Raw genomic sequence first — 22,684 nt, 5'->3', positions numbered from 1 at the left:
TTTCTTTGGCTAATCCAAAATCTCAATCACTTCCCGCCCACACGAGCACTCCCGCCATCCCTGTCAAGGGCCAATACCTGGGAGTGGTCACCCTCACCATGATGACGGCAGCGCTGTTTTTTACCCTGCGAAGTCTGCCCATGATGGCTGCAACCGGCTTGCAGATGGTTTTCTTCAACGTGGTCACGGTGTTTGCGTTTCTCATCCCTATCGCCCTGGTTGCGGCAGAGCTTGCCACTACCTGGCCGAAGAACGGCGTCTTCCATTGGGTAGAAGAGGCCTATGGGACAGCATGGGGATTTACCGCAGTGTGGTTGCAGTGGACGCAAAGCATATTTGGAATCGCGTCAATTCTAGCCCTTATAGCCGCTACCCTGAGTTACGCTTTTGCTCCCCAACTTGCCAGTAATCGTTATTTCATCGTGGCCGTCATTCTCGTTGTATACTGGATTGCCACCGCAGCCAATTTGCGCGGCACGAAAGCCTCTGGAATGATATCTACGGTTTGCCTAAGTTCCGGCGTTCTGCTTCCCAGCGCAGTCCTCATCATTATGGCTATCATCTATGTTATTCAGGGCTATCCCATTCACCTGAATCTATCGCTCACCCTGGACAACTGGTTGCCAATACAAAACCCAGAGGATCATCTGCTTTTTTTTCTCAGCTTTATTTTTGGTGTCACTGGCATTGAAGTATCTGCCGGACATGCCCGCGAGGTCACAAATGTACGACACAACTACCCAATTGCCGTATTTTCCGCGGCAATACTTGGCTTTGTCGTAACCTTGTTAGGAGGCCTGGCCATCGCTGTCGTGCTTCCCGTCAGGCAGATGGATATGGTGTCCGGTACTATACAGGCCATTCAACATCTTTTCCCTACTTGGCATCTGGGAGAATTGTTGCCAATTGCCGCAATCCTCGTTGCACTTGGCGCTGCCGGCCAGGTCAGCACTTGGATACTTGGGCCTATCAAAGGGATCTGGGCCGCTTCTCAAAGCGGTATTTTTCCCGCCTTTCTACAAAATTCCAATCAGTATGGTGTACCTCGAAACCTACTTTTCCTTCAGGCACTCTTCATGAGCGCGGTAGCGTTACTGATACTGGTAATGCCTTCCGTAACCTCCGCATTTTTGTTCCTGACTTCTCTCGCCGTAGTTCTATATTGTTTTATGTACTTGTTGTTGTTCAGCGCAGCCATACGCCTACGCTATACCCAGCCACATATTCCTCGCCCGTATCGGATTCCGGGCGGACGTAACTGGGGTCTTTGGATAGTTGCTGGGATCGGTTTTGCAACCTCTCTTGCCTGCCTCTTCATCGGGATGATCCCCCCTGCACATATTGCCGAGATAATCTATGCGCCAATTATGGTAGGGGCTTTAATCATAATGGTTCTGATTCCCCACGGCCTATACCGCTTTCGGCGGACCAAAGCTTGACTATGGCATGGAGGAAACGATGCTCTACCACATTGAAAAGAATATTGCTTCTGCGCAGTTCCACCTCTTTCCTTTTTGGAGTAACGGCATTGCACCATGGAGGCATTTCTAATCAAGAAACATGCCTCTGCAAACCTGCGAGCTAGCTTCGATCGTGCTATCGTATCTTCAGGGTCGATAGAAAGCTGACATGCTCCATGAAAAGAGTTTATAGACCAGCACACCTTAAATGTCTTTACCAAAATTAGTGGTGCTTATGTGGCGGACGACTTAAACGAAAGCGGGCGCTTCGGTCCCAACCAAAGTGGTCTTGTATTTTCGAATATGTTATGCCGAATTGTAGTGGATGTCACTTGTGCCGTGAGGAAAACATATGCATCACTGGTGGGTATATCCTTTGCTGTTTGGAGGGGGGCTGGTCGCTGGCTTCGTCAATGTACTCGCCGGTGCTGGATCGGCTCTAACTCTACCACTATTGATCTTCACTGGTCTTAGTCCAGGTATGGCAAATGGTAGTAACCGCATAGGCATTCTTTTAGCCAACATCCTGGCTAGCCGGAACTTCCTGAAAAACGGATTGATGGAACCTCGTTTTGCTGGCAAGCTTGCCCTTTGGACACTACCAGGAGCCATCATCGGTGCCTGGTCCAGTATCCATCTGGGAGGCGTCCTTTTTCAGAAGATTTTGGTGTTGGTGCTTCTTTTTAGTGGGGTTACCTTATATCTTCCGAAATCCCGTTATCGCTACTTGCAACGGTTTCCTCAGAAACATCCTTATTTCCTCTATCCATCCATGCTGATCCTGGGATTTTATGGCGGTTTTGTGCAAGCCGGTATCGGCTTTCTTTTCATTTTCGTACTTCGTCCCTTTCTATCGGTTAGCTTGGCAGGCATTAATGCGCACAAAACGTTTATTATTGCTATTTATACCCTTCCAGTTTTATTGGTATTTGCTTTTCTTCACGAGGTGGATTGGCTATTGGGTGGCTGTGTTGCCGCCGGATCATTAGTAGGGGCTCAGCTTTCCAGCCGCCTTACCTTAAGTTCCAATGGGGAAAAGTGGATTAAGGTCGTCATTACCCTGGTGATTATTCTTATGGCAATACGGCTATGGTTCTTTTGAAATAAAAATCTATAGAATGCTTCTGCTCCACTCCACAACCGAAGCTTTGGTTCATTGAGTGGTTGTGAGAACCTGAAAATTACATAAAAGTTATTATTATCTGAAGTAAATGTGCATAGGCTATTTTCTCTTTTCTGACTTGTGCATAAAGAGTACGATGACCAATATCGACAAAAAAGTGAATAATAAAAACACGAAACCGTCGAGGATTCCGCGCATAGCGGCGTGGCGCTCCAACTCCATCCCCAACACTTGCCATGTCTGCGGCCCAGGTGAAAAGCCAGCAGCGGCCAAAGTATCCCATAGGGGTGGAGCGAAGGGATTGATGTGACCGCCCATCTGGTTCCAGGCGACTTGCCCCTCTTCCGTAAGAACGGTGGAAACAACGGCGATTCCAATGGACCCACCGAGATTGCGCATGAGGTTAAAGATCCCTGAGCCGGCTGGTGTGTCTGTTTTGCTAAGGGTCGCAAAGGCAAGAGTGAAGAGAGGGATGGAGATGAAACCAAAGCCAAGGCCGCGTATCACTCCCGGCCAGATGATCCAGGCTGGGCTGATTTCCAAGTTATACTGTAGGCTGATCCAGGTTCCAATGCTTCCCAGGGCTACTCCTGCTAGGATCATGAGACGCGGATTCGCACCGCGGTTGAGCAGTCGTCCCGCTGCCCACATGGAAATCCAAGAACCTACGCCCTGAGGGGCCATGACCAAGCCCGCGAGCTGAGGTTCGTAACCCATATAATTCTGCAAATAAAATGGCAGCACTACCATGGTACCGTAGAGTGCTAACCCAAAGAGGCCGATGCCCAAACTTCCTAAAGACAAAGAGCGGTCGGCCAAGAGACGCAAGTTGACCACTGGGTTTTCCACCGAAAAGCAGCGCAGGACAAAAAGAAAAAATCCCAGTCCAGTTACCACCGCGATCATTACGATGAAGCGAGAGCTGAACCAATCATCCTGATCACCGAGACTCAGGATGAGTTGCAATCCACCAAGGCCCAGGGTCATCCAGAGCAAACCCACTAAATCGATGCGTTTAGGTCGGTCGCTGCGACCAAAGTCGGGAGCGTAGAAAAATAACATTATTAGGGCAATGATCCCAACAGGCAGATTCACGTAGAAACACCAGCGCCAAGAGAGATCCTCGGTGAGGTAGCCACCCAGCACGGGACCGACGATGGGCCCGAGCATCGTCCCCATTCCCAGGGTCGACATGGCAATACTGCGGCGTGCACGCGGGTAACTTTCGACGAGAATCGACTGGCCAACAGGGACGAGGGAGGCCCCAAAAACGCCTTGCAAAAAACGCCAGAGAACGATTTCTAGTAAGTCATGAGATTGGCCGCTCAGGGCCGAGCACACTAAGAAACCTGCCACACTCAAAAGGATTAACCGGCGTTGACCCAAATGCTCCACCAGTAGACCGGTAAGAGGCGTTACGATGACCATGGCTAGCATATAGGTGGTCAAGGCCCAGGTAATCTGGTTATTGTTGGCATGGAGGGAACCCTCCATGTGTGGCAGCGCCACATTGACGATGGTGATATCAAGGACATTTAGGATGATGGCGGTCATTACCGCGACGGTAATGGCTAGAAGATGGGGAGCCGGGAGGTCGTCTGCCTGTGCTCCGGCCTGCCCGGGGTTTGTTGCCAAGCGTCAGTCTCGTGCGACCAGAACGGAGCAGTGAGCCGACTGACAGACGCCTGCGGCGACGCTCCCCATAATCCACTGGCGTACGCCGCGCCAACCGTGGCTGCCCAAAACGATGAGATCGGCGCCAAGATGGTCTGCTTCGGCAACGATCAACTCGCTGATCCGCTTGTCTCCTACATCGGTTTCTAGCAAGTGGGTCTCTACCGGCACGCCGAGCTCTGCTCCCTGTTCTTGAAGGTTAAGCAGCAGCTTGCCCCCCTCTTCCAGAAGGAGTTTGATAGACTCTGGCGTAGCAAAATAGGCCCCGAAGATATCCACCACTGTCAACACGTGTAGGCGGCATCCAGCAGCCCGTGCCAGCTGGAAGGCCTGTTGCACCGCTGGTTCGGAGGCAGCGCTCCCGTCTGCCGCCAATATGATTTTCTGAAACATTTCCCCCTCCTAATAGCACCCAATCCACCAAGGAAGATTAGCAGCACTTTGTCTGTGCGCTCCCGGCTAATCCGTAAACATGCCTCTGAACTATTCCCAGAACGCAATGCCTAATGCCTTGTCCGTCATAGAGTTAGAGGTGATAAGGTGAAAGCCGAAGCGATGAATTTGCTGCGGTGGCAAGAACGGTTTGGTACAGAAGAGGCCTGCGCGGAAGCTCTGAAGCAACAGCGATGGCCCAATGGCTTTCAATGCCCGAAATGTGGCCATGATCATGGTCAGTGGGTAGCTGCCCGCAAAGTCTACCAGTGTGGATGTTGTCGACATCAGACCTCGGTGATCAGACCTCGGTGACCGCCGGCACGCTCTTTCACTCGACCAATTTGCCTCTGGTGCAGTGGTTTCTGGCCATCTATCTGATGGCCTGCGATAAGGGCGGGATATCGGCCCTGCGCTTGTCCAAGCAGATCGGAGTTTCCTGGATCACCGCACACCGCATGCTGCGCAAGATGCGCCACGCCATGGCCGACCGGGACAGTATCTATCGCTTGAGTGGTTTGGTAGAGGTCGACGATGCGTTCGTCGGCGGAAGAAGGTCTGGAGGCAAGTGTGGTCGGGGCGCGGAGGGAAAGACTCCTGTCCTGGTGGCCGTCGAAAGTCGTGGTAAAAAGGCGGGTTTTATCGCCATGGAGACGGCCTCTTCGGTGTCCGGTGAAAATATCCGCCAGTTCGTGAAACGCCATCTGCTCCCGCAGCAACCGACCCGCACGGATGGCCTCGTAGCCCTGCGGGTTCTGGGAGAAACACAGCAACATGAAGGCCGTGTGACGCCAGCCGAGTTGGTAGATGAATGGTTGCCCTGGGTGCACATCGCCATCGGCAATCTCAAGGCCTATTTGCTGGGCACTTATCACGGAGTCACGGGAAAATACCTGCAAGAGTACCTGGACGAGTTCGTCTACCGCTTCAACCGGCGCTTTTGGGAGCCAGAGCTCCCACTGCGTCTGCTCAATGCGTGTATGGAACATACACCTGTCCGACTGTCGGCTGAGAATGGTTCATAGGCATGTCCGTAAAAGAGGCAACTTTGCCCCTACCGAGGGAACAGTCTACACTAAAAACGTTGTTCGCATCCGAATATCTGCATCAGGTGCCTTAACTGCGGCAGGGAGACCCAGCTCTCATGAGGAGGACACAATGGAAACAAGTCGCTTCATCCAATTTTTCGATCAACTCGGTATCCAGGACGTACCGCTGGTCGGCGGCAAGAATGCATCGCTCGGCGAGATGTACCGTAAGCTGAGCAAGGAGGGCGTGCGTATACCCAACGGTTTTGCCATCACCGCTGAGGCCTATCGCTACATGCTGGATGCCGCCGGTGCGTGGGACAAGCTCCATGCCGCGCTAGATGATCTCGATCCCGACGACATCAGCGACCTAGCGCGCCGCGGCAAGCGCGCACGCGAAATCGTCTATGGCGCCGGTCTACCCAAAGACCTTGCCGCTGAGATCATTGCCGGCTACCGTAAGCTGCAGCAGCAATACGGGGAGGACGTAAGCCTAGCGGTACGCAGTTCGGCCACCGCAGAAGACCTGCCGACAGCGAGCTTTGCCGGTCAGCAAGATACCTGAAGTGGCCCCCGAAAGTTGGACAAGGGGTTAAGCTCTGGGCTTCAGGAAAGGAGTCGAGGGATGAAGGGAAAACGCAAGCAGTACAAGCCGGAATTCAAGGCGCAGGTAGCCCTGGCGGCTTTGCAGGGCGATAAGACGATGGCCGAGCTGGCTCAAGAATTTAGGGTACATCCCACCATGATCAATGCCTGGCGCCGGCAGCTGGTGGAGCATGCGGCCACGGCCTTTGAACGGGGAAAGTCCCAGACCGAGGAGCCCATGGACGTGCAGGCTTTGTATCGGAAGATCGGACAGCTGGAGATGGAACGCGATTTTTTAGCCTCCAGGCCCGGTCTCATGCCCCGGATCGGGAAAGGCGCCAAATGATCGACCGGGCCCAAACCTCAGTTTCTGTGCAACGGCAATGCGCTCTTTTGGGCGTGCCCCGCAGTACGGTCTATTACCGCGCGCATCCTCGGCCGATGGGCGACGGGCTGTTGCGGGCGATCGATCGCCTCTACACCGCCTTTCCATTCATGGGTAGGCGGCAGATCCATCGGATGCTGAAAGCGGAGAATGTCGTGGTCAACCGCAAAACGGTACACCGGGCCATGCGTATCCTCGACATTGCCGCGGTGGCGCCCGGACCACACACCAGCAAGCCCCACCCCCAGCACCCAAAATATCCTTATCTGTTGCGTGGCGTGACGGTGGACCGTCCCCACCAGGTCTGGTCCGCGGATGTGACCTATCTGCCCATGGCACGAGGATTTCAATACCTCGTAGCCGTAGTGGACTGGTTCAGTCGTAAGGTGTTGTCCTGGCGGGTTTCCAACAGTCTTGATGCGGGTTTCTGCGTAGAGGCCCTGAAAGAGGCCATACGCCGCTATGGCACCCCCGAGATCTTCAACACGGATCAGGGCGCTCAGTTCACCGCGGAGTCCTTCCTCTCTGTACTCCGCCAGCACGGCATTCGAATCAGTATGGACGGCAAAGGCCGGGCCCTAGATAACGTCTTTGTCGAACGGCTTTGGCGCACCGTCAAATACGAGCACGTCTACCTACGGCCAGCAGAAACTGGAACCGAGCTGAAAGCTGGCCTCAGGACCTACTTCGACTGGTATAATGCCGAAAGACCGCACTCCTCTCTGGGAGACAGAACACCCGATGTGGTCTATGCAGAAGGTTTACAAAGGCTGGTGGCCTGACCCGCCATGGAAACAGGTTCAGAGCTTAATCACTCCAGCAGGCTGTCCAATCCAGGGGGACCACCTCAACCTACCTGAACATCCGCGGCGAAGAAAGCCTGCTCGATGCCTGCCGACGCGACTTTGCCAGCTTGTTCACCGACCGCGCCATCCACTACCGCATTGACGAGGGTTTCGACCATTTCAAGGTCGCACTATCGATCGGCGTAATGAAGATGGTGCGCTCGGACCTGGCCGCCTCCGGGGTGATGTTCTCCCTCGACACCGAATCGGGTTTCCGCGACATAGTGTTCATCACCGGCGCCTATGGCCTGGGCGAGAACGTGGTCCAAGGCGCGGTGGACCCGGACGAGTTCTACGTCCATAAGCCGACGTTCAACCAGGGCCACCGCAGTGTGCTGCGTCGCAGTCTTGGCGAGAAGGCGGTGAAGATGATCTATGTCGAAGGCGATGCCCGCCATACCACGCGCAACATCCCCACCCCCAAGGTCGACCGCGAACGTTTTTGCCTCAGCGATGCCGACGTGCTAGAGCTAGCTGAAGCGGCGATCAAGATCGAGGAGCACTATGGCCATCCGATGGACATGGAGTGGGCCAAGGACGGTCTGGACGGCAAGCTCTATATTGTGCAGGCACGCCCGGAAACAGTGGCTTCGCAACGCAAGCCGACGCAACTCGAAACCTATGTGCTCGACGGCAGCGGTGAGGTCCTGGTCACCGGCCGTTCCGTCGGCGAGAAGATCGCCGCCGGGCGCGCCCACGTGATCGCTGACGTCGCCCATCTATCCGAGTTCAAGCCCGGCGAGGTACTGGTCGCCGATACCACCACCCCCGACTGGGAACCGGTGATGAAGACTGCCGCAGCCATCGTCACCAATCGCGGCGGCCGAACTTGTCACGCCGCCATCATCGCCCGCGAGCTGGGCATTCCCGCCGTGGTCGGCGCGGGCAAGGCAAGCAGCGCAGTGTCCAGCGGCGACACGGTCACCGTCTCCTGCGCCGAGGGCGACGCTGGCAAAGTCTACCGTGGAGCGGTGCCGTTTCATATCGACAAGGTCGAAGTTAGCGACATCCCGCGACCTGCCACCGGCATCATGATTAACATCGGCAACCCGGACATCGCCTTCAAGACCGCATTCCTGCCTAACGACGGCGTAGGACTAGCGCGCATGGAGTTTGTCATCAACGAAACCATCAAGGCACACCCGCTGGCCTTGTTGCACCCGGAGAAGGTGAAGGACCCCTCAGCACGCACGGCGATCGATCGACTGCTGCGCGGCTATTCGGACGGCGCGAGCTTTTTTGTACAGCGCCTGTCCGAGGGCATCGGCACGATTGCCGCAGCGTTCTGACCCAAGCCAGTGGTCGTGCGGATGTCCGACTTCAAGTCCAACGAATACGCCAGCCTGATCGGCGGCGCCGATTTCGAGCCGGACGAAGACAACCCGATGCTCGGTTTCCGTGGCGCCTCGCGCTATGCCCATCCAGCTTATGCGGAGGGCTTTCGCCTGGAGTGCCTAGCCATGAAACGGGTACGCGAGGACATGGGGCTCACCAACATGATCCTCATGTTGCCGTTCGTGCGTCGGGTGCAGGAGGCTGACGCGGTGCTGGCCAAGATGGCTGAATTCGGCCTCAAGCGCGGTGAAAACGGGCTGCAGGTCTACGCCATGTGCGAAATCCCGAACAACGTCATCCTTATCGACCAGTTCGCTAAGCTCTTCGACGGCTTTTCCATCGGCTCCAACGACCTCACCCTGAGGTGGTCCCCCTGGATTGGACAGCCTGCTGGAGTGATTAAGCTCTGAACCTGTTTCCATGGCGGGTCAGGCCACCAGCCTTTGTAAACCTTCTGCATAGACCACATCGGGTGTTCTGTCTCCCAGAGAAGAGTGCGGTCTTTCGGCATTATACCAGTCGAAGTAGGTCCTGAGGCCAGCTTTCAGCTCGGTTCCAGTTTCTGCTGGCCGCAGGTAGACGTGCTCGTATTTGACGGTGCGCCAAAGCCGTTCGACAAAGACGTTATCCAGGGCCCGGCCTTTGCCGTCCATACTGATTCGAATGCCGTGCTGGCGGAGTACAGAGAGGAAGGACTCCGCGGTGAACTGAGCGCCCTGATCCGTGTTGAAGATCTCGGGGGTGCCATAGCGGCGTATGGCCTCTTTCAGGGCCTCTACGCAGAAACCCGCATCAAGACTGTTGGAAACCCGCCAGGACAACACCTTACGACTGAACCAGTCCACTACGGCTACGAGGTATTGAAATCCTCGTGCCATGGGCAGATAGGTCACATCCGCGGACCAGACCTGGTGGGGACGGTCCACCGTCACGCCACGCAACAGATAAGGATATTTTGGGTGCTGGGGGTGGGGCTTGCTGGTGTGTGGTCCGGGCGCCACCGCGGCAATGTCGAGGATACGCATGGCCCGGTGTACCGTTTTGCGGTTGACCACGACATTCTCCGCTTTCAGCATCCGATGGATCTGCCGCCTACCCATGAATGGAAAGGCGGTGTAGAGGCGATCGATCGCCCGCAACAGCCCGTCGCCCATCGGCCGAGGATGCGCGCGGTAATAGACCGTACTGCGGGGCACGCCCAAAAGAGCGCATTGCCGTTGCACAGAAACTGGGGTTTGGGCCCGGTCGATCATTTGGCGCCTTTCCCGATCCGGGACATGAGACCGGGCCTGGAGGCTAAAAAATCGCGTTCCATCTCCAGCTGTCCGATCTTCCGATACAAAGCCTGCACGTCCACGGGCTCCTCGGTCCGGGACTTTCCCCGTTCAAAGGCCGTGGCCGCATGCTCCACCAGCTGCCGGCGCCAGGCATTGATCATGGTGGGATGTACCCCAAATTCTTGCGCCAGCTCGGCCATCGTCTTATCGCCCTGCAAGGCCGCCAGGGCTACCTGCGCCTTGAATTCCGGCTTGTACTGCTTGCGTTTTCCCTTCATCCCTCGACTCCTTTCCTGAAGCCCAGAGCTTAACCCCTTGTCCAACTTTCGGGGGCCACTTCACCCAGCTCACCCTGGGCGTGGATCGCGACAGCGAAATCGTCGCCTTCGACTACGACGAGCGCGATGACGGCGTGAAGGAAATGATCCGCCTCGCAGTCGAAGGCTGTCGCCGCAACGGCATCCACTCCGGATTGTGCGGCCAGGCGCCGTCGGACTATCCAGAGATGGCCGAATTCCTGGTCGAGATCGGCATCGACACCATGAGCCTCAATCCCGACACCGTGATTGCCACCACCCGCCATGTGCTCGAAATCGAGGCAAGTCTCGGGCGCAAACCTCGTGCAGGAGGTGGCGCCGCATGAGCAAGAGATTCCTGAGCTAGCGCAACCTTGCGTCGTCAGCAGCCGCTATCTTGGCGCGCCCATCCCAGCGCCGCTCTCTGCAGGAAAGCGGCCTGCCCACTGAAGGGTGTAAATTTGTCTATACCACCCAAAAAGGAGGTTTTGGATGCGTTGTTTGGTAACCAGTAGTCGGCCATATGATCAAGAGTATCTGAATGCCGCCAACAATGGGCGGCATGAATTGATTTTCACGGACGTCACGCTGAACGCGAAAACCGCCTTTGTCGCCCAAGGTTTTCCTGCTGTGTGTCCATTTGTAGATGATCGCCTCGATCAGGAGGCGTTGCACATCTTAGCAAAATTGGGTATCGAGTTACTTGCGTTGCGTAGCACCGGATACAACCATGTGCATATAGCCACCGCGACCCAATTGGGAATGACGGTGATGCGGGTAAGGGAGTACTCCCCTTATGCGGTAGCCGAATTCGCTCTTGCTTTGATGCTGACCCTCAACCGCAAAGTCCATAAGGCCTATAACCGGGTTCGAGAAGGAAATCTCCTCCTGGATGGGTTACTGGGATTTGATATGCACGGCAAGACCATAGGCATCATCGGTACTGGAAAAATCGGACTCGCCCTGGCTCGAATTCTGCACGGCATGGGCTGCCGCTTGTTGGGCTATGACATATCTCCCAATCCAGCGGCGCAGGAGCTGGGGATGTTGTACCTGCCTCTAGAAGAGCTATTGCAGCAGAGCCAGATTGTGAGCCTGCATCTTCCTCTCCTACCCGAAACGCAACACCTGCTGAATGCCGAACGCCTCGCGCTGTTGCCGAAGGGCGCGATGCTTATCAATACCAGCCGTGGCGGACTGATTGATACCGCGGCATTGATCGGGGCGCTTAAATCCCGGCGTCTGGGAGCAGTGGGCCTAGACGTTTACGAGGAAGAGGCGGAACTATATTTCCGTGATCACTGTGATGACATCATCTGCGATGACACCTTCGAGAGGTTGTTGACTTTCCCCAATGTGATCGTCACCGGTCACCAATCCTTTTTTACGCGCGAGGCATTGCAAACCATCGCGGCGACGACCATCGAGAATCTCACCGATTATTGCGAGGGGCGCAGCAACCATAACATAGTATCTACCTAGTTGATCCAATAATGAAAATTGCAATCACGTGGTGGCGTTGCGCTGTGGCCTTGCGCGAGCCGTAGCACTATCGCTCGGTTTCGGCCACCAGCCAAGTACCATGGGGCGAGCAAAGACTTCATTGATTTCTGTTACACTATTACTTGCTGGGTTGCAAAGATTATCCTGAGGGGCTAGGCATGCAAGAGCAACCGTCGCAACATGAGGAAACGCCGCCGGCTCTGAGTGCTTAGCTCTGAGTGCTTACGGCCCGGCCCGTGCCACAATTCCAGGGTCGCCTCTCGGTGCCGACGAGCTTGCTCTGATCGACTCTTATTGGCGGGCTAGTCTCTACCTCTGTCTTGGTATGCTCTATCTCCAAGACAGTCCCCTGCTGCGGGAACCACTTTCACTAGCTCATATAAAGCCGCGACTGCTCGGCCATTGGGGTTCCGATGCTGGACAGTGTTTCACGTATATTCACTTCAACCGGCTGATCAAGAAATATGATTTGAACGCCATTTATATTTCCGGGCCTAGCCATGGGGCACCGGCGATCCTGTCCCAGGCCTACTTGGAAGGCACCTATTCAGAGGTCTATCCGGAGATCAGCAAAGACCTGGCTGGACTCCAGCGTTTCTTCAAGCAGTTTTTCTTTCCTGGCGGCATTGGTAGTCATGCCACGCCCGAGGCGCCGGGTAGCATCCATGAGGGAGGGGAATTAGGGTACAGCATCTCGCATGCCGTGGGCGCAGTGCTGGATAATCCAGATCTCATCGCCTTAACGGTCGTGGGCGATGGAGAGGCGGAAACGGGACCGCTCGCTACCAGTTGGCACAGTTTTAAGCAACATGCTTATGCAATGGGTAACGACCCTCCGGAGATTGGCGACTGGCAGTGGCCATTCTGAAAACCTGCAGAAAAGATCTGTAGCTATACATCCACAAGATAATCGCAAGGATCAACGCCAGCAAGGTCTGCCTCCAAGGGCCGCATAGGGAATCTTCCAGTAGCTTCCTGTGCTCTCCATGACCATCACATCGGGTCGATGGGAGGCAACAGCACTGGGCAGTTCCCGTCGGTCCCTCTGGCGGGCACCCAAGAGGAATTGCAATTCCATAACGACATCTGTTCAGTTATGATCAAAAAGGAGAGAGATGGCGGGTGTCAATGCCAACGCCACCCGCCTACAGCAGGACTCAGGCGGCCCTTGCCATTACAGCACAGGCGTTGGGTAACAGATGGTCGAAATTATGCTTCAGGTCAAGGTGAAACCTCGAGCTCGCGTGTCAGAGCTCTCCCAAGCCGCAGACGGTACCTGGGTGGCTAAACTGAAGTCTCCTCCTGTCGACGGCAAAGCGAACGAAGAGTTGCTAACCCTGGTGGCGGAGAAATTCCGCTGCCGAAAGGCCGAGGTAACGATCAAAGCCGGCGCGTCCGGCCGAACCAAACTGGTCAGGGTAGCGGGGCAATGATGCGCGCTGCTACCCAACTACGCGTAAATGAACGTTTTCAGTCTCCACACGCCATCCACGATCACGCGAATCCCTCGCAGTCGATGATCCTGAGGCAGCCTCATAATTGCCATTGCCATTTTCTCACGAGATAATTTGGGATAGTTCGGTAGTCGTGCGAACATACTGATGTTGCAACAGGTAAGATTTGAAGGTTTTTGGCGCGGGCGCCAGCTTCTTTCCTTTTCGATGCACCAGATGCCACATTTTCTGTAAAGGGAATCCTTCCACGGCAATTTCCCGCAAATACCCGGCCTCGATCTTGGTGAGAACGCTATGGCGCGAAACGATCGCCACTCCCATACCTACCTTTACCGCTTGTTTGATAGATTCATTATTGTTCATGATGACACGGTCTTCGATTTCTAACCCGTGCTCCTCGAAATAACGCAAGATTGCCTCTCTGGTGCCCGATCCAGGCTCGCGCAGCACAAAGGTTTCTTTGGCGAGATCTGCCAGGGAAATGGCGGAAATGCGCGGTAGGGGAGAGTTTGCCGCAGCAATGACGATCAGGTGATTTTCATGAAATGGAAGTGCAATTAGATCCATCGCTTGCGGCGGTTCTCCCATAATTGCCATATCGATGTCGTTGCGCTCCAGGCTCTCCAACACCTCCTTGCGATTGGCAATGTCAAGCCGGATTTGGATATGGGTATGCTGCTGTTGAAAGCGCGCCAATAGGTCCACCGCAAAGGCATTGGCGGCGGAGGTGACGGCAATGCGCACCTGGCCATCTTCGACGTCACGCAGATGTTCCAGGGAACGGTTCAGCTCTTCGATCTGGTCGTTGATGCAATTACTCGCACGCAAAACCTCGTTGCCAGCATCTGTCAAAAAGACCTTTTTCCCCACCTGCTCGGTCAAGGGGAGACCGATCTCCTGCTCCAGCTTGCGTATCTGCACGTAGACCGCCGACTGGGTGAGATGCAACTGCTTGGCAGCCTTGGTATAGGATCCGGTGCTTCCCAGCATCCTCAAGATATCCAGTTGTCGTAAGGTAAGATTTTTCATGGTGTGTAGCCGGTGCTCTCATAAATCGTAGATATTCTGCCAACCCACGGAATCATTATTCTTTCTAATTTTTTCTATAATATATAATCGTTTTTGTTGATTATTCCGAGCGGGTACAGTGTCTACTCCTGACAATACAAGGAGTGCACACCATGGATCAATCGGCACGTTATGCTGACCTGTCCCTCTCGGAAGAAGAGCTGATCAAGAATGGTCAGCATATTTTAGTGGCGTACAAGATGAAGCCCAAGGCTGGGCATGGCTATCTGGAAGCTGCAGCCCACTTTGCCGCAGAATCGTCCACGGGTACCAATGTCGAAGTCTCGACCACTGACGACTTCACCAAAGGCGTCGACGCCCTCGTCTACCACATCGACGAAGCGACCGAAGACATGCGGATCGCTTATCCCTTGGATCTTTTCGACCGCAACGTGACCGATGGTCGCATGATGATCGTTTCCTTCCTGACGCTGGCCATCGGCAACAACCAGGGCATGGGCGACATTGCCCACGCCAAGATGATCGATTTCTGGGTACCGCCGCGTGCCATCCAGTTGTTCGACGGGCCCAGCCGCGACATCTCCGATTTATGGCGTATCCTCGGGCGCCCGCTCAAGGACGGAGGTTATATCGCCGGCACCATCATCAAGCCCAAGCTGGGCCTGCGGCCGGAACCCTTTGCGCATGCCGCCTATCAGTTCTGGCTCGGAGGTGATTTCATCAAAAATGATGAGCCCCAGGGCAACCAGATCTTTTCGCCTCTCAAGAAAACCATCCCACTGGTGGCCGACGCCATGAAGCGTGCCATGGATGAAACCGGCCAGGCCAAGATCTTCTCGGCCAACATCACCGCCGACGATCACTATGAAATGTGTGCCCGGGCAGATTTCATCCTGGAAACCTTTGGTCCCGACGCCGATAAGGTAGCGTTCCTGGTGGACGGTTTCGTGGGTGGTCCGGGCATGATCACTACCGCCCGGCGGCAATACCCCGCTCAGTATCTGCACTACCATCGCGCCGGGCACGGCATGATCACCTCCCCCTCGGCGAAGCGCGGTTATACCGCCTTCGTGCTGGCCAAGATTGCTCGTTTGCAAGGTGCATCCGGGATTCATGTGGGTACCATGGGCTACGGAAAAATGGAAGGCGAGAATGACGACCGAAACATCGCCTACATGATCGAGCGCGACGAGTGCCAGGGGCCGGTGTACTATCAGAAATGGTATGGCATGAAGCCCACTACCCCAATCATCTCCGGCGGCATGAACGCCCTGAGGCTACCTGGCTTCTTCGAGAACCTAGGTCACGGCAACGTCATCAATACCGCCGGCGGCGGCTCCTACGGCCACGTCGACAGCCCCGCGGCCGGCGCCAAGTCCCTGCGCCAAGCCTATGAGTGCTGGAAGAGCGGCGCCGATCCCATCGAATACGCCAAGGAACATAAGGAATTTGCGCGTGCCTTCGAGTCCTTCCCTGGCGATGCCGACAAGCTGTATCCCGGCTGGCGGGACAAGATTGGTGCCCATCGCTAAGGCAACCACCCTACCGCGCCCGGGCATTAGTGCCCAGGTGCGGCTCGGCCCCGCCTTCAATGCGGGGCCCCCATTCGCTTGTTTGCTTGATTGCTAGGGAAAATGCAACGTGAACGATCCTACTCTGCATTCGCAAAGCTACCTGATCCGTAGCGAACCCTATTACCAACCCCATGGTAACGAGGTGGAACTCTTTGCGGCCGCTTATCGCAAACGGTTGCCGGTGATGGTAAAAGGGCCAACTGGTTGCGGCAAATCCCGCTTCATCGAATTCATGGCCTGGAAGCTGGGCAAGCCCCTCATTACCGTGGCCTGCAACGAGGACATGACGGCCAGCGACCTGGTCGGACGCTACCTCCTCGATGCCCATGGCACCCGCTGGATCGACGGTCCTTTGACCACCGCCGCCCGTATGGGCGCCATCTGCTATCTGGATGAAGTGGTCGAAGCTCGGCAGGACACTACCGTGGTCATTCATCCCCTCACCGACCACCGGCGCGTGTTGCCCCTGGACAAAAAAGGGGAACTGGTCCAAGCCCATCCGGATTTTCAGCTGGTCATATCCTATAACCCGGGCTACCAGAGCTTGATGAAAGACCTAAAACCCTCCACCAAGCAACGATTTACCGCATTTGATTTTGACTACCCCGCACCAGAGCTGGAAGCCAGCATTCTGGAGAAGGAAGCGGGTGTAGCAGCAGAAATCGCCGGACAGTTGGTGAAAATTGGCGCGGTGGCAAGGCGCCTCAAAGGACACGGACTCGACGAGGGCATTTCCACGCGTTTGCTGGTGTATGCCGCCTCCTTGATCGAAGACGGCGTCGCTCCCCAAGACGCTTGCCGCATGGCCTTGGCCGCCCCGATCACCGACGACGCCGACATTCGTGCCACCCTCGAGCATGCCATCCGTAGCACCTTTGCCTGAGTCCCCTGACGACATGCCTGCCCACACGGATGATCTGGCCCGCCTGGACGACGCCTGGGCGCGTCTGGACAGCCGCTTCGACGAAGTGAAACGTATCTTTCCGGACCTCTGGCGGGAGGCGCAAGCAATCCTGAGCGCCCAGGGGCTAACCCGCTATCTCGACGCGGCCCGCCAGATTGGCAAACTCGGACGCGGGGCCGAGCCGTTGCTCGCCTTTCTCGAAGAATGGCCGACAGTGGCCCAGGCGCTTGGCGAGGAGGCCTTGCAGCCAGTGCTCGAATGCATCGAGCGACTACAGAAATCCCCCAATGGGCGCGCCATTACGACGTTGCTACAAACCTTGGGGGCCGTAGCAGAACGGCTGCAATCTCAAGAATCATTACAAAAATATCTGGATATTGCCCTGCATCTGATGGAACAGACCACAGGATCCATCCACGGTCGGCAAGCCACCATCCCGAGCCCTGGTCTGCCGGAATTTTTCTTCCACGCCCCCGCCTTGCTGCAGTTATTGTCCCTGAAAGGCCTTGCCAACTGGGTCGACTACGGTATTCGCAACCATGCCCGTCACCCCGAGCGCCAAAAGGATTACTTCGGCCTGCAGTCGGCCGATAGTCGGGCGGTGTTGCAACGGGAGCGGCACGGCACCCTCCTGGTCGACGCGGAACGCCGCCTGGATCTCTATCTCCGCGGCTTTTGGCAGGAGGCTGGCGCGTTCATTCCCTATTCCACGGCATTTCACCAGCTGCGCCAACCCATTCCCTATTTCGATCGACTCGGTTTTCATTTGCCCGACGCCTACGATGATACCCAAGGCGTCGCCGGCATCGACCGCTACCGTGCGGCACTTGCCCACATGGTCGGGCACCGTCGCTGGAGCCGTCCCCTGATTGCCGACAACTGGAGTCCTTTCCAGCGACTGGCGGTGGAATGCGTGGAAGACTGTCGTATCGATACTCTGCTCATTCGGGAATATCCCGGGTTACGCAACCTCCTGCTAGCCCTGCACCCACATCCTGGAGAGGACGATTGCGACCCACAAACGACCGCTTGCCTGCGCCATCGCCTGACCTTATTGTCCCGTGCCCTGCTCGATCCCGAGCACGGCTACCGCAACCCCGTAATCCTGGACCTTGTCCAACGCTTTCGGGACCTCCTGGCAGGTAACGAACTGCGCAGCACCAGTGATATGGCGGCATTGGCACTAGATTTCGTTACCCGTACCCGGCTGCCCAGCGACCAGTTCAAGCATATCCATTTTGCCGACACGGTGGTCGATTATCGCGACGACAACCGCCATCTCTGGACCTTCATCGAGCCCGACGAGGAAGACGACTCCGGCGCGGAAGATGCGTCTGCCAAATCAGTCGAGGAAAGCCCTTCGCTACCGCCACGCCTCTATCCCGAGTGGGACGACCAAAGCCAGAGTTATCGGCCCGACTGGGTGAGCGTATACGACCATCTTCATCCCCAAGGCGATCCCGCGCAGATCGACCGTTTGCTGGCCAAGCACAGCGCCCTGGCCAAACGCCTGCAACGCCTTTTTGATCTGCTCAAACCCCAGGACAAAGAACGCATCCGTTACCAGGAGGATGGCAGCGAACTGGACCTGGATATCGCGTTGCGGGCATTCATCGATTACAAAAGTGGTGCAATTCCCGATCCCCGCATCAATCTGCAACATCGCAGCAACGATCGCGATATTGCGGTGCTACTCCTGCTCGATCTCTCGGAATCTCTCAATGATCCCGTACCCAATACCCAGCAAAGCATCCTCGAACTGAGTCAGGAGGCCGTTTCCCTCCTCGCCTGGGCCATCGAGAGCTTGGGTGATCCCTTCGCCATTGCCGGCTTTCATTCCAACACCCGCCACGAAGCACGCTATGGTCATATCAAAGGTTTTAGCGAGCATTGGGGCGACTCGGTCAAGGCGCGGCTGGCGGGTATGCAGGCCTGCTGGTCCACTCGGATGGGGGCGGCCATGCGCCATGCGGGGCACTATCTGGGTGCCCGCAAGAATGAGAAAAAATTGTTACTGCTGCTTACCGATGGCGCGCCTGCAGACGTGGACGTGGCGGATTCTCAACAGCTCGTTGCCGATGCCCGGCAAGCCGTCAATGAACTCGGCCAAAAAGGGATTTTCAGCTACTGCATCAGCCTGGACCCGCAGGCCGATACGTATGTCAGTGACATCTTTGGTCGCCAGTTCACCGTACTCGACCAGATCGAGCGATTACCGGAAAGGCTGCCACAGATGTTTCTCTCGCTCACCAGGTGAACAGAATATTGCACTTTTTGTGCAAAATATCGTACACTTTCCCCCATGGAACAACTAGCCAGACAGTTGCAAAAACTCCGCGAGGATCGTCAGCTTTCCCTGCGCGTGCTGGCGGAGCTGTCTGGAGTTTCCGCTAGTGCCATTTCCCAGATCGAAAGCTCCCAGGTATCTCCGTCGATCGCCACTCTCGAAAAACTCTGTCTTGCCCTCGGCGTGCATATCGGCACTCTCTTTGACGAACCCGAAGAGGGCCCCATGCCCATCCTGCTTCGTTCCGGACAACGGCGGCGAATCTACAGCGCCGGTTCGCATGCGAGTATCGAACCCCTGGCGCGGGACTATGCCCGCAAAAAGATGCAACCCATCCTCCTCACCCTGGAGGCCGGCGGGGAATGCGGGGAACATCCCTACAGCAGCGCCGAGGGGGAAGAATTTGCCATGGTGATCGAAGGGACGGCGAAATTCGAACAGCAGGAGCATAGCTACGAACTCGGCAAAGGGGATGCGATCTACTACGATCCCCGACAGCTTCATAATTGGCGAAATAACGGTACCGAGGCCGCGGTGCTTCTCATCATCGTTGCCCAGTGAATGCGCTATTGCCACTGCAGATGGCTCTAGGAGCCGTCGCCCTGGGTCCTCTGGCGAGTCTGGGGAGTCTACTCCCACGCCTGCAGCCCTCCTGGTTACGCTACACCAGCCTGATGACCAGTACCCTCATGAGTCTACTCTGGCTGCTGAGTGGCGCCCTGGGGCTGATACTGGTGGCCGCCCCCGCGCCGAACCTCGCCGTCGGCGGCATCCCGCTCTGGCAATTCCGGCTGGACCCCTTGTCTGCCTTTTTCCTGGTAGTGCTGGGGCTGGTAGGCACGGCTTCCTCCTTGCACGCCGTGGGCTATTTTCGGCAACTGGGTAGAACTGGATTGCGGCGGGTTCTGATCCCTTTGCCGCTTTTTCTCTCGGCCATGGCGCTGCTACTGCTGGCCGATAATGCGTATACCTTTTTAGTGGCCTGGGAAGGTATGGCCCTGAGCTCGAGCTACCTGATTCTGGCTCAAACGCAGACCATCCAGGCGCGGCATGCCGCCTATCTGTACCTGCTCGTGGCGCACCTGGGGGCCCTGTGCCTACTGGCCGCCTTCGCCCTGCTCTGCCACGGCAACCCATTGGCCGGGAATGATTTTTCTGCCCTGGCGCACGAGGTACTTGCGCCTGGGCTTGCCCAGGCCGTACTGCTCCTCACCCTGCTGGGATTTGGTGCCAAGTTGGGGATGGCCCCCCTCCATGTCTGGTTACCCGAGGCGCATCCCGCTGCACCCTCCCCCGTTTCCGCCCTGATGAGCGCCGCCATGCTGCCCATAGCCTTGTATGGGTTGTTGCGCATCGATTGGCAAATCCTGCCTCCCGAGGGCGTCTCCTGGGGCTTGGTCTGGCTCGCTTTGGGCTTGTTGACGGCAGGCTTTGGCGTGCTTTTTTCTACCCTGCAGCGGGATCTAAAACGACTCCTGGCCTATTCCTCCATGGAGAACATGGGATTGATCCTGGTAGCCCTGGGCCTGGCCCGGCTTTTTGTCGCCGAGGGCTCACCGACACTGGCGGCGCTGGCCCTCAGCGCCGGACTTTTCCAGACGTTGAACCATGCTTTGTTCAAAGGGCTGCTCTTCTTGGGGAGCGGCAGTGTATTCCACAGCACCGGCACCGTCGATATGGGGCGACTCGGGGGCCTGATCCGACGCATGCCGCAAACCACCCTGCTGATGCTGATCGGCTGCCTTGCCATTGCCGGACTACCGCCCCTGAATGGTTTTGCCTCGGAGTGGATGCTGCTGCAGGCCTTCCTGTTGGCGCCGCAAATGGCCTCGGGGACCCTGCAAGCCATTCTGCCATTGACCGCTGCGGGCGTCGTTCTGGTTCTGGCTTTAGCGAGTTTTGCCATCATCAAGGCCTTTGGACTAAGTTTTCTGGGGCAGCCGCGCAGCGTCTATACCGCCCACGAGGCAAGCCTGTGGGAGCGTTTGGCCATGGCCTTCCTTGCCTTGGGTTGCATCTTCCTGGGGCTTGTCCCAGGTTTCGCCATCCACGCCATCAGTGCGGTAAATGCCCTGCTCCTGTCCGGGAACTCCTTGGGAATTCAGCAGCCCTGGCGATTGACGCCCATCTCTCCGGAACGAGCCAGTTATGTGCCAGGATGGTTTCTCATCGGCATCGCAATGGCCATTCTCCTGACCTTTTTGCTGGTATGGTGGCGCTTTGGTCGACCGCTACGCCGCGTTCCCGTCTGGTCCTGCGGTTTTCGCGGCGCGCGAACGGCGCGCATGCAGGATAGCCCTGCCGGATTCAGCCAATCCCTCTTGCGCATCTTTCAACCGATACACCACGGGCGGCTCCAGCCAGATACCGCCAGCAAGGAATTGCGGGTAGAGCTTACGGACCCTTTCTGGGTAGGACTCTATGAACCCTTGCAGCGACTGGCCCTGGCCCTATCTCGCCAGGCACTACGGCTGCAACATGGCAAGATCAGTTCCTACCTCCTCTATGCCTTTCTAACCTTGGTCGTGCTTTTGGTGCTGGTCCGATGAACTGGAGTGCATGGGGAATGCAGACCTTGCAGGTGCTGGTGGCTTTGGCCATCGCGCCACTCTTTGCGGCGTGGCTGCAAATGCTCCGTGCGCTGTTGCAAAACCGCCGCCCCGCAGGCCTTTTGCAGGGCTACCGGGACCTGCGGCGGCTCTTCCACAAGGAAGCCTTCTTGCCCGAGGATTCCTCCTGGCTATTCCGTTTCAGCCCCTATGTTCTCTTTGGCACCAAGGTGATGGCAAGCACCCTGGTCCCCATTTTGGCGGTAGACCTGCCCCTGGCACCGGCGGCCGACGTCATCGCCCTGGTCGGACTACTGGCAGTAGCCCGCATTTTTCAGGTGCTGGCAGCCATGGATACCGGCACTCCCTTCGCCAGCTTGGGGGCGCACCGGGAAATGTTAGTCTCTGCGCTGGCAGAGCCGGCGCTCCTGAGTGCTTTTTTCATCGCCTCCCTGCTGGCCGGCTCTACCTCTCTCAGCACCATCGTTCTTCACGCCCAGGAGGGCCTGCTCTCTCTCCACCCAAGCATGGTGTTTGCGGCCGCCGCCTTTTTCCTGGTACTTCTGGTCGAAAATTCGCGCATTCCGGTAGACAATCCTGCCACCCATCTGGAACTCACCATGATCCATGAGGCCATGCTGCTGGAATACTCCGGCCGCCACCTGGCCCTCCTGGAATGGGGGGCACAATTGAAACTGCTAATCTATGTAACCATCGGCATTGCCCTTTTCTTTCCTTGGGGAATCGCTGACGAGTTTGCGCCGACGGCAATTTTGCTCGCCAGCCTGGCACTGCTGATCAAACTCTTCGTCGCCGCCCCCATCCTGGCCCTGGTAGAGACCCTGCTCGCCAAGAAACGGCTCTTCCGGGTTCCAGAATTTGCCACGACGGCATTCCTCTTTGGGGTGATCGGCCTGCTCACCCACTTTATGCTCGGGAGCTGA

At 56.6% G+C, this 22,684-nt stretch carries 19 protein-coding genes and 2 pseudogenes; 17 read left to right on the top strand and 4 right to left on the bottom strand.

Annotation, left to right across the window (positions count from 1 at the left end; translation table 11 throughout):
• The first annotated feature begins 5 nt into the window (after nucleotides 1-5).
• Together MQE22_RS05680 and MQE22_RS05675 are read left to right on the top strand one after the other, a co-directional pair.
• Entirely contained in the window at nucleotides 6-1,439 is a 1,434-nt protein-coding gene (locus MQE22_RS05680; RefSeq protein ID WP_255790230.1) for an APC family permease, read from the top strand.
• Nucleotides 1,440-1,812: 373 nt separating this feature from the next.
• Nucleotides 1,813-2,562, top strand: a complete 750-nt coding sequence (locus MQE22_RS05675; protein WP_215873107.1) for a sulfite exporter TauE/SafE family protein — start codon at nucleotides 1,813-1,815, stop codon at nucleotides 2,560-2,562.
• 120 nt (nucleotides 2,563-2,682) lie between these two features.
• Here the strand turns inward: MQE22_RS05675 and MQE22_RS05670 are convergent, their stop codons facing one another.
• Both MQE22_RS05670 and MQE22_RS05665 read right to left on the bottom strand, forming a co-directional pair.
• The gene (locus MQE22_RS05670; RefSeq protein ID WP_255790228.1) at nucleotides 2,683-4,218 is read right to left on the bottom strand and encodes an MDR family MFS transporter; all 1,536 of its coding nucleotides are present in this window, start codon (nucleotides 4,216-4,218) and stop codon (nucleotides 2,683-2,685) included.
• Between the two features lie 3 nt (nucleotides 4,219-4,221).
• Nucleotides 4,222-4,650 carry a universal stress protein gene (locus MQE22_RS05665; RefSeq protein WP_215872354.1) on the bottom strand — a complete coding sequence of 143 codons (429 nt, stop codon included), beginning with the start codon at nucleotides 4,648-4,650 and terminating at the stop codon, nucleotides 4,222-4,224.
• A 147-nt stretch (nucleotides 4,651-4,797) separates the two neighbouring features.
• On the opposite strand from MQE22_RS05665, the pseudogene MQE22_RS05660 reads away from it, so the two are divergent.
• From MQE22_RS05660 to MQE22_RS05640, 5 genes and pseudogenes are all read left to right on the top strand, one after another.
• Nucleotides 4,798-5,714 (top strand): annotated as a pseudogene (locus tag MQE22_RS05660) (IS1595 family transposase).
• A gap of 133 nt (nucleotides 5,715-5,847) precedes the next feature.
• On the top strand, nucleotides 5,848-6,282 hold the full coding sequence (locus tag MQE22_RS05655; RefSeq protein WP_215872353.1) for a PEP/pyruvate-binding domain-containing protein: 435 nt from the start codon (nucleotides 5,848-5,850) through the stop codon (nucleotides 6,280-6,282).
• Between the two features lie 60 nt (nucleotides 6,283-6,342).
• Nucleotides 6,343-7,469, top strand: a protein-coding gene (locus tag MQE22_RS05650; protein ID WP_483190451.1) for an IS3 family transposase whose coding sequence is annotated in 2 segments (ribosomal slippage) — nucleotides 6,343-6,609 and nucleotides 6,612-7,469 — 1,125 coding nt in all. Because the reading frame shifts where the segments join, the coding sequence is not laid out codon by codon here.
• Between the two features lie 68 nt (nucleotides 7,470-7,537).
• A pseudogene (ppsA, locus tag MQE22_RS05645) lies at nucleotides 7,538-8,821 on the top strand (phosphoenolpyruvate synthase); the annotation flags it as partial.
• Nucleotides 8,822-8,830: 9 nt separating this feature from the next.
• The gene (locus tag MQE22_RS05640; RefSeq protein WP_304665208.1) at nucleotides 8,831-9,277 is read left to right on the top strand and encodes a putative PEP-binding protein; all 447 of its coding nucleotides are present in this window, start codon (nucleotides 8,831-8,833) and stop codon (nucleotides 9,275-9,277) included.
• Between the two features lie 18 nt (nucleotides 9,278-9,295).
• On the opposite strand, the gene MQE22_RS05635 is transcribed toward MQE22_RS05640, so the two are convergent.
• Nucleotides 9,296-10,422, bottom strand: a protein-coding gene (locus MQE22_RS05635) for an IS3 family transposase (RefSeq protein ID WP_480082164.1) whose coding sequence is annotated in 2 segments (ribosomal slippage) — nucleotides 9,296-10,153 and nucleotides 10,156-10,422 — 1,125 coding nt in all. Because the reading frame shifts where the segments join, the coding sequence is not laid out codon by codon here.
• Between MQE22_RS05635 and MQE22_RS05630 the strand changes: the two genes are divergently transcribed.
• The 4 genes from MQE22_RS05630 to MQE22_RS13825 all read left to right on the top strand — a co-directional run bounded on the left by MQE22_RS05630 (nucleotide 10,389) and on the right by MQE22_RS13825 (nucleotide 13,376).
• Nucleotides 10,389-10,787 carry a putative PEP-binding protein gene (locus tag MQE22_RS05630; protein WP_255790279.1) on the top strand — a complete coding sequence of 133 codons (399 nt, stop codon included), beginning with the start codon at nucleotides 10,389-10,391 and terminating at the stop codon, nucleotides 10,785-10,787. The two genes, MQE22_RS05635 and MQE22_RS05630, sit on opposite strands and share 34 nt — an antisense overlap.
• A 145-nt stretch (nucleotides 10,788-10,932) precedes the next feature.
• Nucleotides 10,933-11,922, top strand: a complete 990-nt coding sequence (locus MQE22_RS05625) for a 2-hydroxyacid dehydrogenase (RefSeq protein WP_215870819.1) — start codon at nucleotides 10,933-10,935, stop codon at nucleotides 11,920-11,922.
• A 235-nt stretch (nucleotides 11,923-12,157) separates the two neighbouring features.
• Nucleotides 12,158-12,811: a phosphoketolase family protein gene (locus MQE22_RS05620; RefSeq protein WP_226830538.1), complete on the top strand. Its 654-nt coding sequence runs from the start codon at nucleotides 12,158-12,160 to the stop codon at nucleotides 12,809-12,811.
• A 331-nt stretch (nucleotides 12,812-13,142) separates the two neighbouring features.
• Complete coding sequence (locus tag MQE22_RS13825) at nucleotides 13,143-13,376, top strand: DUF167 domain-containing protein (RefSeq protein ID WP_215870818.1); 234 nt, start codon at nucleotides 13,143-13,145, stop codon at nucleotides 13,374-13,376.
• 123 nt (nucleotides 13,377-13,499) lie between these two features.
• Here MQE22_RS13825 and MQE22_RS05615 read toward each other — a convergent pair whose 3' ends face one another.
• The gene (locus tag MQE22_RS05615) at nucleotides 13,500-14,426 is read right to left on the bottom strand and encodes a LysR family transcriptional regulator (RefSeq protein WP_215870817.1); all 927 of its coding nucleotides are present in this window, start codon (nucleotides 14,424-14,426) and stop codon (nucleotides 13,500-13,502) included.
• Nucleotides 14,427-14,578: 152 nt separating this feature from the next.
• On the opposite strand from MQE22_RS05615, the gene MQE22_RS05610 reads away from it, so the two are divergent.
• The 6 genes from MQE22_RS05610 (at nucleotide 14,579) to MQE22_RS05585 (ending at nucleotide 22,684) form a co-directional block, all read left to right on the top strand.
• On the top strand, nucleotides 14,579-15,958 hold the full coding sequence (locus MQE22_RS05610; protein ID WP_215870816.1) for a ribulose-bisphosphate carboxylase: 1,380 nt from the start codon (nucleotides 14,579-14,581) through the stop codon (nucleotides 15,956-15,958).
• A gap of 124 nt (nucleotides 15,959-16,082) precedes the next feature.
• Nucleotides 16,083-16,883 (top strand): CbbQ/NirQ/NorQ/GpvN family protein, encoded by an 801-nt coding sequence (locus tag MQE22_RS05605; RefSeq protein ID WP_215870821.1) that lies wholly within the window; start codon nucleotides 16,083-16,085, stop codon nucleotides 16,881-16,883.
• A 13-nt stretch (nucleotides 16,884-16,896) separates the two neighbouring features.
• Nucleotides 16,897-19,161, top strand: coding sequence for a nitric oxide reductase activation protein NorD (locus tag MQE22_RS05600; RefSeq protein WP_215870815.1), 2,265 nt, complete (start codon nucleotides 16,897-16,899; stop codon nucleotides 19,159-19,161).
• 45 nt (nucleotides 19,162-19,206) lie between these two features.
• Entirely contained in the window at nucleotides 19,207-19,752 is a 546-nt protein-coding gene (locus tag MQE22_RS05595; RefSeq protein WP_215870814.1) for a helix-turn-helix domain-containing protein, read from the top strand.
• A complete protein-coding gene (gene hyfB, locus MQE22_RS05590; RefSeq protein WP_255790225.1) occupies nucleotides 19,749-21,740 on the top strand; it encodes a hydrogenase 4 subunit B in 1,992 nt (663 codons plus the stop codon). The genes MQE22_RS05595 and hyfB overlap by 4 nt, the downstream gene beginning before the upstream one ends.
• Nucleotides 21,737-22,684 carry a respiratory chain complex I subunit 1 family protein gene (locus MQE22_RS05585; protein WP_215870813.1) on the top strand — a complete coding sequence of 316 codons (948 nt, stop codon included), beginning with the start codon at nucleotides 21,737-21,739 and terminating at the stop codon, nucleotides 22,682-22,684. Before hyfB ends, MQE22_RS05585 begins: the two co-directional genes overlap by 4 nt.

It is taken from the genome of Acidithiobacillus sp. YTS05 (assembly GCF_024396695.1).
Taxonomy (GTDB): Bacteria; Pseudomonadota; Gammaproteobacteria; order Acidithiobacillales; family Acidithiobacillaceae; genus Igneacidithiobacillus; species Igneacidithiobacillus copahuensis.
The sequence above is the reverse complement of the archived record's forward strand: the minus strand, read 5'-3'. Positions and strand labels throughout refer to the sequence as shown.